Origin of the sequence: Bradyrhizobium sp. LA6.1 (assembly GCF_040547805.1) — a bacterium.
Classification (GTDB): Bacteria; Pseudomonadota; Alphaproteobacteria; order Rhizobiales; family Xanthobacteraceae; genus Bradyrhizobium; species Bradyrhizobium barranii.
Genome location: NZ_JBEPQK010000028.1, coordinates 69,219 through 83,907 on the forward strand (window position 1 = coordinate 69,219; position 14,689 = coordinate 83,907).

The 14,689-nt window shown below is 64.8% G+C and carries 11 protein-coding genes, 1 pseudogene and 1 riboswitch; of the genes and pseudogenes, 4 read left to right on the top strand and 8 right to left on the bottom strand.

The window, feature by feature from the left end:
• Positions 1 to 67 precede the first annotated feature (67 nt).
• From ABIB99_RS41185 to ABIB99_RS41195, 3 genes are read right to left on the bottom strand one after another with little or no spacing between them, the layout of a single operon-like run.
• Positions 68 to 1,006, bottom strand: coding sequence for a prephenate/arogenate dehydrogenase family protein (locus ABIB99_RS41185; RefSeq protein WP_354181477.1), 939 nt, complete (start codon positions 1,004 to 1,006; stop codon positions 68 to 70).
• Entirely contained in the window at positions 1,003 to 2,097 is a 1,095-nt protein-coding gene (locus ABIB99_RS41190) for a pyridoxal phosphate-dependent aminotransferase (RefSeq protein ID WP_063986730.1), read from the bottom strand. Before ABIB99_RS41190 ends, ABIB99_RS41185 begins: the two co-directional genes overlap by 4 nt.
• A 36-nt stretch (positions 2,098 to 2,133) precedes the next feature.
• Positions 2,134 to 2,982, bottom strand: a complete 849-nt coding sequence (locus ABIB99_RS41195) for a chorismate mutase (RefSeq protein ID WP_063985777.1) — start codon at positions 2,980 to 2,982, stop codon at positions 2,134 to 2,136.
• Positions 2,983 to 3,199: 217 nt separating this feature from the next.
• Positions 3,200 to 3,279, top strand: a riboswitch (SAM riboswitch).
• Between the two features lie 85 nt (positions 3,280 to 3,364).
• Here ABIB99_RS41195 and metX point away from each other — a divergent pair.
• Together metX and metW are read left to right on the top strand one after the other, a co-directional pair.
• Positions 3,365 to 4,567 (top strand): homoserine O-acetyltransferase MetX, encoded by a 1,203-nt coding sequence (metX, locus tag ABIB99_RS41200; protein WP_063986729.1) that lies wholly within the window; start codon positions 3,365 to 3,367, stop codon positions 4,565 to 4,567.
• 15 nt (positions 4,568 to 4,582) lie between these two features.
• The gene (metW, locus tag ABIB99_RS41205; protein ID WP_063985776.1) at positions 4,583 to 5,245 is read left to right on the top strand and encodes a methionine biosynthesis protein MetW; all 663 of its coding nucleotides are present in this window, start codon (positions 4,583 to 4,585) and stop codon (positions 5,243 to 5,245) included.
• A gap of 59 nt (positions 5,246 to 5,304) precedes the next feature.
• On the opposite strand, the gene ABIB99_RS41210 is transcribed toward metW, so the two are convergent.
• Positions 5,305 to 6,168: an alpha/beta fold hydrolase gene (locus ABIB99_RS41210; RefSeq protein ID WP_354181481.1), complete on the bottom strand. Its 864-nt coding sequence runs from the start codon at positions 6,166 to 6,168 to the stop codon at positions 5,305 to 5,307.
• A gap of 215 nt (positions 6,169 to 6,383) precedes the next feature.
• Between ABIB99_RS41210 and ABIB99_RS41215 the strand changes: the two genes are divergently transcribed.
• The gene (locus ABIB99_RS41215) at positions 6,384 to 7,070 is read left to right on the top strand and encodes an NlpC/P60 family protein (protein ID WP_354181483.1); all 687 of its coding nucleotides are present in this window, start codon (positions 6,384 to 6,386) and stop codon (positions 7,068 to 7,070) included.
• A 118-nt stretch (positions 7,071 to 7,188) separates the two neighbouring features.
• Here ABIB99_RS41215 and ABIB99_RS41220 read toward each other — a convergent pair whose 3' ends face one another.
• Entirely contained in the window at positions 7,189 to 7,977 is a 789-nt protein-coding gene (locus ABIB99_RS41220; RefSeq protein WP_354181485.1) for an MOSC domain-containing protein, read from the bottom strand.
• 241 nt (positions 7,978 to 8,218) lie between these two features.
• Between ABIB99_RS41220 and clpB the strand changes: the two genes are divergently transcribed.
• Positions 8,219 to 10,861, top strand: a complete 2,643-nt coding sequence (gene clpB / locus ABIB99_RS41225) for an ATP-dependent chaperone ClpB (RefSeq protein WP_354181487.1) — start codon at positions 8,219 to 8,221, stop codon at positions 10,859 to 10,861.
• Positions 10,862 to 10,940: 79 nt separating this feature from the next.
• On the opposite strand, the gene ABIB99_RS41230 is transcribed toward clpB, so the two are convergent.
• From ABIB99_RS41230 to ABIB99_RS41240, 3 genes and pseudogenes are all read right to left on the bottom strand, one after another.
• On the bottom strand, positions 10,941 to 11,207 hold the full coding sequence (locus ABIB99_RS41230) for a hypothetical protein (protein WP_014491677.1): 267 nt from the start codon (positions 11,205 to 11,207) through the stop codon (positions 10,941 to 10,943).
• Between the two features lie 83 nt (positions 11,208 to 11,290).
• Positions 11,291 to 11,545 (bottom strand): annotated as a pseudogene (locus ABIB99_RS41235) (hypothetical protein); the annotation flags it as partial.
• Positions 11,546 to 11,654: 109 nt separating this feature from the next.
• Positions 11,655 to 13,718: a M23 family metallopeptidase gene (locus ABIB99_RS41240; protein WP_085401948.1), complete on the bottom strand. Its 2,064-nt coding sequence runs from the start codon at positions 13,716 to 13,718 to the stop codon at positions 11,655 to 11,657.
• Between the last annotated feature and the right edge of the window lie 971 nt (positions 13,719 to 14,689).

Consider the following 14,689-nt stretch of genomic DNA (forward strand, 5'->3'; position numbering starts at 1 on the left):
CTCTTCGGAAACAGTCTGGATTGCTTCGTCGCTGCGCTCCTCGCAATGACGGAGGAGAGAGGGGTGGCTACGGCTTCTTGCCGAGCTGCGCATGCGGCCGGCCGAAATCCGGCGCGGCCGAATCCTGGCCGATCTCGACGATGCCGCGGCGGATGGCGCGCGTGCGCGTGAAGTGGTCGAACAGCGCCTCGCCGTCGCCACGGCGGATCGCGCGGGTGAGCTTGGCGAGATCCTCGGTGAAGGTGCCGAGCATCTCCAGCACGGCTTCCTTGTTGGCGAGGAAGACGTCGCGCCACATCGTCGGGTCGGACGCGGCGATGCGGGTGAAATCGCGGAAGCCGCCGGCCGAGAACTTGATCACCTCGGACTCCGTCACCTGCGCCAGCTCGTCGGCGGTGCCGACGATGGTGTAGGCGATCAGATGCGGCAGATGGCTGGTGATCGCGAGCACGAGATCATGATGATCCGGCGTCATGATCTCGACCTTGGCGCCCATCGCCGCCCAGAACGCGCGCAGACGATCGGTGGCCGCCGCATCGACGCCTTCCGGCGGCGTCAGGATGCACCAGCGGTTGATGAAGAGCTCGGCGAAACCGGAGTCGGGACCCGAATGCTCGGTGCCCGCGACGGGATGCGCCGGCACGAAATGAATGGTCTTCGGCAGATGCGGCGCCATGTCCCTGACGATCGCGCCCTTGACCGAGCCGACGTCGGAGACGATCGCGCCCCGCTTGAGATGCGCCGCGATCTCCTGCGCCACCGGCCCGCAGGCGCCGACGGGAATGCAGAGGATGACGAGGTCGGCATCCTTCACCGCTTCCGCATTGGTCGCCACGACCTGGTCGACGATGCCGAGCTCCAGCACCCGCGCGCGCGTCTTCTCCGAGCGCGCGGTGGTGACGATCTCGGAGGCCAAGCCCTGGAGCTTCGCAGCGCGCGCGATCGAGCCGCCGATCAGGCCGAAGCCGATCAGCGCAACGCGCTGGAAGTGCGGTGTGGTGCTCATTTGCCGGCCATGAAGTCGCGCAGGCCCTCGACGACAAGGCGGTTGGCCTCCTCGGTGCCGATGGTCATGCGCAGCGAATGCGGCAGGCGGTAGTTCTTCAGCGCGCGCAACACCAGCCCGCGCTTGGTAAGATACGCGTCGGCCTCGTCCGCGGTCTTGCCATTTTCCGGGAAGTGGATCAGCACGAAATTGGCGACGCCCGGCGTCACCTTCAGTCCGAGCTTGCCGATCTCCTCGGAGAGCCAGTTGCGCCAGGTCTCGGTGAACTGCTTCGACATCGCCTGGTGCGCAGTGTCCTCGATCGCCGCGACAGCGGCATACATCGCCGGCGTCGACACGTTGAAGGGACCGCGGATGCGGTTGACCGCGTCGATGATGTGCTCCGGACCGAACATCCAGCCGACGCGTAGCGCGGCGAGACCGTGGATCTTGGAGAAGGTGTGCGTCACCACGGTATTCTCGGTGGTGGCGACGAGTTCGATCCCCATCTCGTAGTCGTTGCGCGAGACGTAATCGGAATAGGCGGCATCGAGCACCAGCAGCACGTGCGACGGCAGGCCGGCGCGCAGCCGCTTGACCTCGTCGAACGGCACATAGGTGCCGGTCGGATTGTTGGGATTGGCGAGCCAGACCAGCTTTGTCTTCGGCGTCACCGCCTTGAGGATGGCGTCGACATTGCAGGTGAGGTTGGTCTCCTGCGCGACCACGTTCTTGGCGCCGACCGCCATAGTCGCGATCGGGTAGACCAGGAAGCCGTGCGTGGTCGAGATCGCCTCGTCGCCGTGGCTGAGATAGGTGTGGGCGAGCAGATTGAGGATCTCGTCCGAGCCGGCGCCGCAGATGATGCGGTTGGGGTCGAGCCCGAAAGAGCGCCCGATCGCTTCGCGCAGCACGCGCGAGGTTCCTTCCGGATAGTCTTCCAGATGCGCCGCCACGTTCCTGAACGCCTCGATCGCCTTGGGCGAGGGCCCGAACGGCGTCTCGTTGGCCGAGAGCTTGAACACCTTGCGGCCCGGCTCAGCCACCGGGCTCTTGCCGGGCGTGTAGGGCGCAATATCGAGAATGCCGGGATTCGGCACGGGGCGTGACATCTTCAACTCCGGAAGTAGCTTTAGGCGGTTCGCGATCTACGATTTCGACCCGGTCGAGGGCACCGTATAGCGCGTTGCGTGGCTGCCGACGAGGGCCGTGGAGCGCACCGAGGCCCCCGCTTCGATCAGGGCAGCCTTGATCTTGTCGATGCTGGTGGCGCTCGTGACCGAGACCAGCAGCGCCGCGCCGTCGAAGGCGGTATCGGGCACTGCCACGATCTCGGCGAGCGGCGACAGCGCCCGCGCGACCTCGGCGTTCCACCCGGACACGCGCACGCTGAAGGTCTCGACCTCCGTCACCACGGCGCTGTCGGCGACGCGCGAGATCGCGAACACCGGCAGTGCGGCCGGATGGTCGGCGCGCTCGACGAAGGGCATCCGCGCGATGATCTTCGGCGCGCCGTCCGCTTCCAGCTCCAGCCACCATGGCGTGCGGCTCGAGGTCGCCGAGACCAGCGCCAGATCGCCCTTGGACTTCGCCACCGCTTCGACCGCGGCCTGCGCGCTGAAATGCGCGACGTAAGGCACCGTGAAGCCGAAATGGAAGCGCACGGAATCGCGCATCGCCGGCTCGCTCACCGAGATGTCGGCATGCACGGAGAACGGCGCTTGGACGTAAGTGAACGTCGAGATGATGACGCGCCAGATGCTCTCGACCGTGTCGAGCGGCAGGATGCCGCGATGGCGTTGTACGATGTCCCGCATCATGGCGGCCTCGCGCGCCGGGCGGAACGCCGAGCCGACCTCCTGGGTCTGCTTCACCTGGATCAGGCGGTCGATGATGTCACCGCGCTGCATCAGGAGACGATGCATGCCCTCGTCGATCGCGTCGATCTCCTTGCGCAATTCCTGGAGCGATGGTGGCGCGGGCGGACGTTGGGACATATCTGCGAGATGCTGGTGAGAGGCGTTCCAATGCGGGTCGGCCAAGGCCGATCGGCAAGGCCGGATCCGCTGCGGTCGACGTCCTGATTAGGCAGTCGGCGCGGCGAAAGCAAAGAGAAATGCAAAGGGAAACCAGGCCTTTTGGGCCGGCCTTTCAGGGATGAATTTGGCTAATCCGGACCGTGACTTGACGAAAACCGCCCAAGACAGTAGCTTTTGCCCGTTCCGTGGTCATTTGAGCCGGCCGGCTTGCAGCCACGTTAAAAAACTCGCTAAACAGGCCGGGGACGCTTCCGATCCCGGCCGAACCTATCGTTCAGGCCGGGTTTTTCATGGCCTGATTCCAGCGGCAGCCTGACGGGTGTCGCAAACGAGGTCGATGATGGTTGGCGTGAAGCCTGTGCCAAGTCCCGCGATCAGTGCCGACGACCGGTCGCATGAGGCGGATCATCCGAATTCGCAGGTCGCGCAGTTCGGCGCCGAGCAGCCGCTGCGGCTCGATTGCGGCATCGATCTCACCCCGTTCCAGATCGCCTACCAGACCTATGGCGAGCTCAACGCCGATCGCTCCAACGCGGTGCTGATCTGCCATGCGCTGACGGGAGATCAGCATGTCGCCAACGTGCATCCCGTCACCGGCAAGTCGGGCTGGTGGGAGACGCTGGTCGGTCCCGGCCGACCTCTTGATCCTCAGCACTACTTCATCATTTGCGCCAACGTGATCGGCGGCTGCATGGGCTCGACCGGGCCCGCCTCGATCAATCCCGCGACCGGCAAGGTGTGGGGCCTGGATTTTCCCGTCATCACCATTCCCGACATGGTGCGCGCGCAGGCGATGCTGATCGACCGGCTCGGCATCGACACGTTGTTCGCGGTGGTCGGCGGCTCGATGGGCGGCATGCAGGTGCTGCAATGGACCGCGGCCTATCCCAAGCGCGTGTACTCCGCGCTGGCGATTGCCTGCGCGACGCGGCACTCGGCGCAGAACATCGCTTTCCACGAGCTCGGCCGCCAGGCGGTGATGGCCGATCCCGACTGGCACAACGGCCGCTACACGGATCAGGGCATCCATCCGCATCGCGGACTTGCGGTGGCACGGATGGCCGCGCACATCACCTATCTCTCCGACGCCGCGCTGCATCGCAAGTTCGGCCGCCGCATGCAGGACCGCGAGTTGCCGACCTTCTCGTTCGACGCCGATTTCCAGGTCGAGAGCTATCTGCGCTACCAGGGCTCGTCCTTCGTCGAGCGGTTCGACGCCAACTCCTATCTCTATCTGACCCGTGCGATGGACTATTTCGACATCGCCGGCGACCACGGCGGCGTGCTGGCGAAAGCGTTCGCGGGCATCGAGACGCGCTTCTGCGTGGTCTCCTTCACCAGCGACTGGCTGTTCCCGACTTCTGAATCGCGCGCGCTGGTGCATGCGCTGAACGCGTCGAGCGCGCGGGTGTCGTTCGCCGAGATCGAGACCGATCGCGGCCATGACGCCTTCCTGCTCGACGTGCCCGAATTCTTCGATATCGCCCGTGCCTTCCTGCAATCGGCAGGGAAGGCGCGCGGGCTCACCGCCAGGATTGACTGACAAGGACGGCTAGCGATGTCTGTGCAGGAAGTGCTGCCGCTGGGCGGCGTTGCGACGGAGCAGTCCGGCCAGTTTCGTGCCGATCATCTGCTGGTCGCCGAGATGGTCAAGCCCGGCTCGAAAGTGCTCGACGTCGGCTGCGGCGAGGGCGATTTGCTCCAGCTTCTGGAGACCCGCGGCATCGACGGGCGCGGCATCGAGCTGTCGCGCGAAGGCGTCAACCGCTGCGTCGCCAAGGGCCTGGCGGTGGTGCAGGGCGATGCCGACACCGATCTCGTCAACTATCCCGACGACGCCTTCGATTACGTCATCCTGTCGCAGACGCTGCAGGCGACGCGGCAGCCGCGGGTCGTGCTGGAGAATCTGCTGCGCATCGGCCGCCGTGCCATCGTGTCGTTCCCGAATTTCGGTTTCTGGAAAATGCGGCTCCAGCTCCTGGTCGGCGGCCACATGCCGCGCACCGAGAATCTGCCGGCGACCTGGTACGACACCGCCAACATCCACTTCTGCACCATCAAGGATTTCGTCGAGCTCTGCGACGCGATCCACGTCAAGATGGAGCGCGCCGAGGCGCTGGATCTCTACGGCCGTCCGTTGCGGCTGCGATTGCCGTGGTGGGTGTGGAACATGTTCGGCGAGCAGGGCGTGTTCTTGCTCACGCGCGGGCAGGGGAAGTAGTTTCCGTCATTCCGGGCCTGTGCCTGTCGGCGCATCCCGGAATGACAGCGACTGGCAGTCTAATGCGCCGCCAGCGACCGCGGATCGCGCACTGGCCAGCGCCCGGCTTCCACCAGCGTCACGAACCGCTCCACGCTCTCGTTGAATAGTGCGGGTTCTTCGAGATTGAGCACGTGGCCTGATTTCGGAAACATCGCGAGGCCCGCCGCGGGCAGGTGCTTCTTCAGGAACAGGCTTGCCCCGACGCAGGGATCGTCTTCGTCGCCGCAGATGATCAGCGCGGGCGTTGCCACACCTCGAATGGCATCCGGCATCGTGTAAATCGATGGCCTGCCGCCCTGGAAGCCGCGCATCGTGTTCGCGGAGCCCTTGGCATCGTGGCGCGCCAGTGCGGCGTAGAAATCGGCGTGGCCGCGCGGATCTTTCACCAGGAACGGAATCCGGCTCGGCGCCTCGCGCGTGACCTTTGCGACCTCGGCGGAGCCGAGCGTCTCGAACTGCTCGGCATTGGCGCGGCACTGCTTGCGCCAGTTGTCGAGATTCTCGATCTCCGATCCCGAGCCCACGCCGGCCAGCGTCATCGACAGCGCGCGCTGCGGCGCGTTCAACCCGATCTGGAGCGACGAATAGGCGCCCATCGACAGGCCGACGAGATGCGCGCGCTCGATCTTGAGATGATCGAGCACCGCGAGCGCGTCGGTGTAGAAATGCTTATAGGTGTAGACCTCGCCATCAGGCGCGTCCGACGGCGTGTAGCCGCGCGCGGAATAGGTGATGCAGCGATGGCCGCGCGAGAAGTAGCGCATCTGCGGCTCCCAATTGGTGTAGTCGGCCGCGAACTCATGCAGAAAAATAATCGGCGTTCCCTGACCCGCTTCTTCGAAATAGATGCGGACGTCGTCCCTGGTCGTGGCGTGGGGCATTAACTGTTTCCCTCTCTTCAAGCCGCCTTTGGAGAATTGCAGTTAACGTTGTTGTCCGCAATGCGGCAGCCTCACGCCAGCACCGGCACAAAATCATCGCAGCTATTCGCGGGCGTGGCGTCTTTTTCTCGCCACATCCGGCGGCTTAACGGCCAGACGGATGCCGGCCATCGCACGGGCCGATTGGGGAAGTGGGGTGTCAAGAAGGATGAAGTATGTTCGAGTTGTTTGCGTCTCGCCTGTCGCGTTGTGTTGTCGCGCTGGCGATTTTCTTCGCGGCGGTTGCCGCGTTCGTTTCTCCGGCCTCAGCGCGGCCGCATCACCGTCATAGCGCAGAGCGGCACGCTTACGTGCATCACGCCAGACATCATCATTACCGTCATTATCGCCACCATGCCCGCAGTTCGCGCTTCGAGCGCGGCGCGGCGCAGTTGCAGGCGAGCGGCTTCGCCGACACCCAGGCGAGCTACAATCCGAACGCCAATGTCGGCGGCATGGCCAACAACGGAATGACCAATCCTGGAATGGCCAATAGCGGTGGCGGCTTCGGCGGCGGATCGGGCCTCGTGTCCGAGGCGCGCCGTTATATCGGCGGCAATCCGACCGGGCGCGGCAGCCTGTGGTGCGCGCGCTTCATGAACATGGTGCTGCAGCACACCGGCCATCAGGGCACCGGCTCCGACATGGCGAGCTCGTTCGCGCGCTACGGCACGCGTGTCTCCGGTCCGCAGGTCGGCGCCATCGCGGTCATGTCGCGCGGTCGCCGGGGCGGCCATGTCGGCATCATCACCGGCGTGGACGCGCAGGGCAATCCGATCATGATTTCCGGCAACAACGGCAATCGTGTTCGCGAGGCGCCGGTCTCGCGCGGCCGGATCTATGCGTATGTGATGCCGAACTGACACTTGTCATTGCGAGCGAAGCGAAGCGAAGCAATCCAGAATCCCACCGCGGAGACAGTCTGGATTGCTTCGTCGCTTCGCTCCTCGCAATGACGGAGTGTGTTGAGGCGGCGTCCCGTTACACCAATCTCGGCGCTTCCACCGCGATCGCGTCACCGACGCCGATCTCGCCGTCGGCGATGACCTCGGCATAGATGCCGCAATCCATGTGGCCGAGATTGCGCGAGAGCGTCGGCGGTATCTCGAGATCGCGCTGCGCGGTCTTGGGATCGACGTTGACCGCCGGGCAGCGGACGATGCGCTTGACCACCTTGAGCCGGGCCTCGCCGATCGCCAGCGTCTCGCCGACGAGGTCGAGCTCGGACCAGGCCGGCCAGCCCTTCACGTAGAGATTGGCGCGGAAGCGCAGTGGATTGACTGCGGCGCCGCCGAGCATGGTCTCGATCGCCCGGACGCTGCCGAGATTGATGATCGACACGACCTTGCGGGCGACGTCGGAAAAGCTGTGGTCGCGGCCGGACAGAACTTTTGGCGGGCCCTTCAGCTCCGGCTGAAAATTCTCCGTGAAATAATCCTCGATGGCGGCGCGCCCGGCAGAGGTTTCCAGATCGCCGCTGGCGACGATCTGGCCGTCCTCGCGGATGGTCAGGCGGTTGGTCGCGTCCTCGAACCGGCTGTCGAGGGACGCCAGCCGCTCATTGCGCGCCAGCATCAGGAACTGGATTTTCGGCTTCCAGGCCGGCGCCTCCGGATCGAAGCCGCTCGGTCCGTTCTCGATGGCGTAGCGGCGGTCGGCGGGCAGGGTCTGGCCGATCCGCAAGGGGACCCGGGGCAGGGATTCCGGCGTCAGGCCCTTGATCGGGTAACGGTAAAGGCCGGTGATTTCGGCAGTCTGGCTGGCTGTCATGTCGCTACTTAAGGGATTCGACCTGCTGGCGCCAAGCAAGCGGACCCGTGCACGAAATTGTGAACGCGCCTCTTCCGATCCGAGGCCAAGCTTCCCACATCTGGGTCAGGCCGGCGCCAGCGCCGGCTGCTAACGACCGCTGCCGGTTGAGGAACGTCAACGCGTCCAGCGGAAACCCAATGAAGATGCCGTTTGGAGTGCCTTAGAGGGCTCCAGGGGCAGGCCGAGGGAAAGAAAAGACATGAACATCGACAAATATACCGAACGCTCCAGGGGCTTCGTTCAGTCCGCGCAATCGCTTGCGGTACGCGAGGGGCATCAGCAGTTTTCGACGCTGCACGTCCTGAAGGTTCTGCTGGACGACAATGAGGGCCTCGCTGCCGGTCTGATCGACCGCGCCGGCGGCAATTCCCGCGCCATCCTGAAGGCGACCGAGGACGCCCTCAACAAGGTGCCGAAGGTCTCCGGCGGCGGCGCCGGCCAGATCTATCTGGCGCCCGAGCTGGCCCGCACTTTCGACGCCGCCGAAAAGGCCGGCGAGAAGGCCGGCGACAGCTTTGTCACCGTCGAGCGGCTGCTGCTCGGCCTTGCGCTGGAAAAGACCAGCGAGGCCGGCACGATCCTGGCCAAGGGAGGCGTCACCCCGCAAAATCTCAATGCTGCGATCGAGGCGCTGCGCAAGGGCCGCACGGCGGACTCGGCGACCGCCGAGAACGCCTATGACGCCCTGAAGAAATATGCCCGCGACCTGACCCAGGCTGCGCGCGACGGCAAGCTCGACCCGGTCATCGGCCGCGACGAGGAGATCCGCCGCACCATCCAGGTGCTCTCGCGCCGGACCAAGAACAATCCCGTGCTGATCGGTGAGCCCGGCGTCGGCAAGACCGCCATCGCCGAGGGCCTCGCGCTGCGCATCGTCAACGGCGACGTGCCCGAGACCCTCCAGCACAAGAAGCTGCTCTCGCTCGATCTCGGCGCGCTGATTGCGGGTGCGAAGTACCGAGGCGAGTTCGAGGAGCGGCTGAAGGCCGTGCTCCAGGAAGTCACCGCGAGCGAGGGCAATTTCATCCTGTTCATCGACGAGATGCATACGCTGATCGGCGCCGGCAAGGGCGACGGCGCGATGGACGCATCCAACCTGCTCAAGCCCGCGCTCGCGCGCGGCGAGCTGCACTGCATCGGCGCCACCACGCTCGACGAGTACCGCAAGCACGTCGAGAAGGATGCGGCGTTGGCGCGGCGCTTCCAGCCGATCTTCGTCAGCGAGCCCTCCGTCGAGGACACCATCTCGATCCTCCGCGGGTTGAAAGACAAGTACGAGCAGCACCACGGCGTGCGGATCACCGATTCCGCGCTCGTGGCGGCGACGACGCTGTCCAACCGCTACATCACCGACCGCTTCCTGCCGGACAAGGCGATCGACCTCATGGACGAGGCGGCTGCGCGGCTGAAGATGCAGGTCGATTCCAAGCCGGAAGAGCTGGATTCGCTCGACCGCGAGATCATCCGGCTCAAGATCGAGCAGGAAGCTCTCAAGAAGGAGAGCGATCTCGGCTCCAAGACCCGTCTCGAGGGGCTTCAGAAGGAGCTCATCGAACTCGAAGAGAAATCCGCGGCCCTGACGTCGCGCTGGAGCGCGGAGAAGAACAAGCTCTCCAACGCCCAGAAGCTGAAGTCGGAGCTGGACGCGCTGCGCGTCGATCTCGCCGACGCACAGCGGCGCGGCGAATTCCAGAAGGCCGGCGAGCTGGCCTATGGCCGGATCCCGCAGCTTGAGAAGCAGCTGGCGGACATCGAGGCGCGTGAGGGCTCCGGCGATATGATGGAGGAGGCGGTCACCGCCAACCACATCGCGCAGGTGGTCTCGCGCTGGACCGGCGTGCCCGTCGACAAGATGCTCGAAGGCGAGAAGGAGAAGCTCCTGAAGATGGAGGAGCAGCTCGGCAAGCGCGTCGTCGGCCAAGCCGAGGCCGTGCGTGCGGTCGCGACCGCCGTGCGCCGTTCGCGCGCGGGCCTGCAGGACCCGAACCGGCCGACCGGCTCGTTCATGTTCCTGGGGCCCACCGGCGTCGGCAAGACCGAGCTGACCAAGGCGCTCGCGGAGTACCTGTTCAACGACGAGACCGCGATGGTCCGCCTCGACATGTCCGAGTACATGGAGAAGCACTCGGTCTCGCGGCTGATCGGTGCGCCTCCCGGCTATGTCGGCTATGACGAGGGCGGTGCACTCACCGAAGCGGTGCGGCGCCGGCCTTATCAGGTGGTGCTGTTCGACGAGATCGAGAAGGCGCATCCTGACGTCTTCAACGTCCTGTTGCAGGTGCTCGACGACGGCCGCCTGACCGATGGCCAGGGCCGCACCGTCGATTTCCGCAACACGCTGATCATCATGACCTCGAACCTCGGTTCGGAGTATCTGGTGAATCAACCGGAGGGCGAAGACACCTCAGCTGTGCGTGAACAGGTGATGGGAATGGTGCGTGGGCATTTCCGCCCCGAGTTCCTGAACCGTGTCGACGAGATCATCCTGTTCCACCGCCTGCAGAGGAGCGAGATGGGCCGGATCGTCGAGATCCAGTTCGCCCGGCTGCAGAAGCTGTTGACCGATCGCAAGATCGTGCTGACGCTCGATGCCGCGGGCCGCGACTGGCTTGCTGCGAAGGGCTGGGATCCCGCCTACGGCGCAAGGCCGCTGAAGCGCGTGGTCCAGCGCTACCTCCAGGATCCGCTCGCCGAGATGATCCTGGCCGGCGACGTCAAAGACGGGGATACGGTCGCGATCTCGTCCGAAGGCAACGTGCTGACCTTCAACGGCAAGGCGCAGCAGACCGCGGAGATCGCCCAGTTCGAGGCGCCGCCGGCGTCGAAGCGGAAACTGAACTGATCGTCGCGCTCACTGCAAAACGAAAAATCGCCCCGGAGAGGCCAACTCTCCGGGGCGAATTGCTTTGACGAGGTTCGCTCTAGCTGACCGCGGATGTTGAGCCGGGTTCGGCTGGACCTTGCTCGTCGCTGTCCTCTTCGAGCTCCGACAGAATATCGACAAGCTCGCGCACCCGTCCGTGCGCCAGCGGGCGCAAATCGTTGATCATCGGCTCGTCATTGGCGAGCCATGCCTGGGCTTCGGCGAGTTCCTCGACCGTCGCGCCGGTTCCGATGATCTGGGCGATGGTGACTTCGTCGGCCCGATCCACTGTCTTGACGACATCGTCGCGTGAGAGGCGCCGCATGGGGATCCTCCTGTTGGTCGGCTTCCGTCAGCATTTAACCGGGAAACGCGTGTGCCGGTTCCACCGGGCTGGTTTCCTCCGCGCTACTTCCTGGTGACCTTGTAGATCGCGTTCTCGATATCGGAGGAGAAGTAGATGACGCCGGAGGCGCCGATGGCGACGCCTGTCGGAATGTTGCTGGGCAGGCCCCCGGGTGCGCCCATCAGCCCGATCGGAAGATTGGCGGCGATCTCGGTGACCTTGCCGCTGTCCGGCGCGATCTCGATCAGTCGCCTGGCGCCCACTTCCGCCACGATCAGCCTGCCGTCGCTCCCGCGCGCGATGCCTTGATGCCGCTTTGGCAAACAAAACTTGACGTTGTGGCGCAGTGAAACGACGTCGCTTGACGACGTCGCATCCAGATCATGTTTTCCAGAGATGTCCGGTCGATTTCGACCGGTTAAGGGATCAGCGGTTGGTGACCTGCAACGGGCCGCCGGTTGCGTCCGAAATGCGGGCGATGGCGCCGTTGCGGCCGCTCATCATGGCGTCGAGCCGGTCGCGTTCCTTCTCGAAGCCCGCCAGCACCGTGCCTTCCAGCGAACGGCCGCGCGGCAATTTTACGCGTAGCGGATCGACGAAGCGGCCGTTGACCAGGATTTCGTAGTGGACGTGAGGGCCGGTCGACTGGCCGGTCGAACCGACGAAGCCGATCACCTGACCCTGCCGCACCTTCTTGCCGATCTCCATGCCCTTGGCGAAGGCCGACATGTGGCCATAGGCCGTCTCATAGCCGTTGGAGTGCTTGATGCGGATATATTTGCCGTAGCCGCCTTCGGGGCCGACCTTCTCGAGCACGCCGTTGCCGGAAGCGAAGATCGGCGTGCCGTAGGAGGTAGCCCAGTCGACGCCGGTGTGCATCTTCACATAGCCCAGGATCGGATGGCGGCGGCCGCCGAAGCCGGAGCGCATGATCGCGTTATTGACGGGCTTCCTGACCAGGAATTTTTTCGCGCTCTTGCCGGTCTCGTCGTAGTAGTCGACGACGCCGTCGTCGGGGCTCTGGTAGCGGTAGTATTTCTTGGTCTCGCCGCCGACCGTGAGGGAGGCGAACAGCACGTCGTTCTTTTCGTTCGACGTCGTGCCCTCTTCTTCGCCGGCGTAGAACACGTCGAATGAATCGCCCGGCGCGACCTTGCGCTGGAAATCGACGTCGTAGGAGTAGATCTTGATCATGTCCTCGATGACCGGCATCGGCACTTTGTTGCGCATCGCGGTCTCGTAGATGCTCTGGTAGAGCCGCACGCCGGTGCCGTCATCGTCGTCATCGTCGTCGCTGTTGGCGCTGGCCGCGGCATCGGCGACGGTGTTCATGCTGGAAACGTCGACCGCGACGTATTTGCCGAGATCGGACAGCGCCGCGATCGCCTCGACCATGGTGTCGTTTGCAACCACGACGCGATAGGGTTGGAGGCGGGCGCCGGGGCTTGCGGGCGCCATCAGGATGCGGAGCTTTTCGCCTTCCTTCAGGCCGCCGTCGCGGCCGCGCGGGCCGAGCGTCGCGGTGATCGCCTTGATCTCCTCGGCCGTCGCGCCGAGATCGCGCAGGACGGAGCCGACGCTGTCGCCCTTCTTGACCACGTGGACGCGCTCGCCATTGGGATTGCCGCCGGTGATCTGCTCCTTGGTCTTCGGCAGCAGCGTGACGTTTTCCGGCACCACGCGCGTCTCGAAGCCGGCATAGGGATCGGACGCCGACGCTTCGGTGGCGTAGGCCATCTTCATGTCGGAGGGGCCGGTCGCGCCGGAGACGTCGGCGGTGGCATTGGCGAGCGAGGCGTAGCGCACCCCGCCATTGCCGCGCCAGTTGGCGGCGTCGCGCACCCGCATCAGGATGTCGTCGAGCGCCACCACGGCGGAAATCTTGGCCTTCGGCAGCACCGGCGACAGGTCCTTGGTGACGAAGGAGACTTCGGCATCGGGCTCGACGGCTTCGGGATTGTTCGGATCTTCCGCCGCGGTCTTCGGATCGGAGCCGACATCGGTGAGCAGGCGCTGGGCGTTGAACGGCGGGATTTTCGCCGACAGATCGCTCGTCGTCATCGACAGATTGCCGGCGATCCGGACGAACGGGCGCACCCGCATCACGTCGCGGTTGCCGACGCGGGCGACGGTGGAGACGCGGACGATGTTGCGCGAGGCCGTGGATTCGTTCGGCGGCGGCAGGCGGTCGCTCTTGTGCAGCGTGGCGGCGCGATCGGCCGCGCCGAATGCGCCGCGCAGCGCGCCTTCGACGCGCTCAGGCACCTTGGCGAAGGTCATCTCACCGTCGAGAGAAGCGAAAACGGCGCCGCCGATCAGGGCTGCGCCGCAGAGTCCGGTCAGAATTGTTCCGCTGAACCACTGCACGGAAACGCGGCGGCGATCGATGACGGCGGCCTCGGAACCATCGACGGACAGCGGCGGCTCGTGGCCGAGATCGATGATCCCGGTCTCACGCCCGTAAGCGCCGCGCGACGTCCTGTGGTTCAAACCAAGTCCCCCAATCAACGACCCAAGATGCCTGCTTTCGAACCCTTCCTGGCCGCCCTCTTGAAGGGGGATCGCCGGAAAAGGCAAGCCGCACAGGCGCCCGCGCTCAGAAAGCCCTCGATGGGCCGGCCGAAATTACGAACAGCTGGACGGGTAAAGGTCTCTCGATGTCTCTCGAATGTCGAAGGAAGGCTGCGTCATCTGCAAGATCGCCTTCCTCTGACCCCATGAAAATCGCCGGCAGCCCCCACTGGCATCCCGCGATTCAAGCTTGTCTGTACCAGAACGCCGCGGGATTGTGGCTCTAGTACGGCGCCTAATATGGAAAAAGTTTCCTGAACGGCCGGGCGCAAAAAGCCCGTCTGGCAGGCGCCGGGGGACTAGGTCTGGCCTGGGGTTCTGGCCTGGGGGGGGGGAGCTCGGTCCAGCCTTGGATGGGGCTCATCTGCCATGGACGAGGGCTCGGTCCAGCCTGGATGGGCCTCCGCCTGTCCGGGCCTCGGGGGCGTCTGGAAGGACGCAGGGGGAGGGTGCCTGGAGAGGCGTCCAAAGCCCCCTCCGGAGCCCGCCGGCGGGCAAACTTTTTTTGAGATTTTTTGCGGTGCAGCTTTGATCCGGCCATTGGCGGTCCTTCTAATTGGCTGGAATCGCTGGATTTTTTTCGGTGGTCCGCCGTGCGACGATTTGTTGACAATGGGCGTTGACAATCCCGGGCGGGGGGGCCTATAACCCGACCACTGAGCGCGGCGCCGCCGGGTCACTGACCGAGGCGAGCGAACGCGCCACTGATGCTCCTCACCTTGTTGAGTGACACAACAGTCGACGTAAGTCGATTGGAGTTCATTCATCGTCGGTAAGGGTGTCGGAACCCTTCCACTCTGGAAGGTTGGGACCTCCTGGTCCCGGGCTGTTTGACAAGTGAAGATGAAGAAAGAGAAACGTGGACGGCGGAGTCCTTGCGCCTCTCGGAC

Coding starts and splice junctions, on each gene's coding strand:
- ABIB99_RS41185 (WP_354181477.1), bottom strand. CDS start 1,006: ATGAGCACCACACCGCACTTCCAGCGCGTTGCGCTGATCGGCTTCGGC.
- ABIB99_RS41190 (WP_063986730.1), bottom strand. CDS start 2,097: ATGTCACGCCCCGTGCCGAATCCCGGCATTCTCGATATTGCGCCCTAC.
- ABIB99_RS41195 (WP_063985777.1), bottom strand. CDS start 2,982: ATGTCCCAACGTCCGCCCGCGCCACCATCGCTCCAGGAATTGCGCAAG.
- metX (WP_063986729.1), top strand. CDS start 3,365: ATGGTTGGCGTGAAGCCTGTGCCAAGTCCCGCGATCAGTGCCGACGAC.
- metW (WP_063985776.1), top strand. CDS start 4,583: ATGTCTGTGCAGGAAGTGCTGCCGCTGGGCGGCGTTGCGACGGAGCAG.
- ABIB99_RS41210 (WP_354181481.1), bottom strand. CDS start 6,168: ATGCCCCACGCCACGACCAGGGACGACGTCCGCATCTATTTCGAAGAA.
- ABIB99_RS41215 (WP_354181483.1), top strand. CDS start 6,384: ATGTTCGAGTTGTTTGCGTCTCGCCTGTCGCGTTGTGTTGTCGCGCTG.
- ABIB99_RS41220 (WP_354181485.1), bottom strand. CDS start 7,977: ATGACAGCCAGCCAGACTGCCGAAATCACCGGCCTTTACCGTTACCCG.
- clpB (WP_354181487.1), top strand. CDS start 8,219: ATGAACATCGACAAATATACCGAACGCTCCAGGGGCTTCGTTCAGTCC.
- ABIB99_RS41230 (WP_014491677.1), bottom strand. CDS start 11,207: ATGCGGCGCCTCTCACGCGACGATGTCGTCAAGACAGTGGATCGGGCC.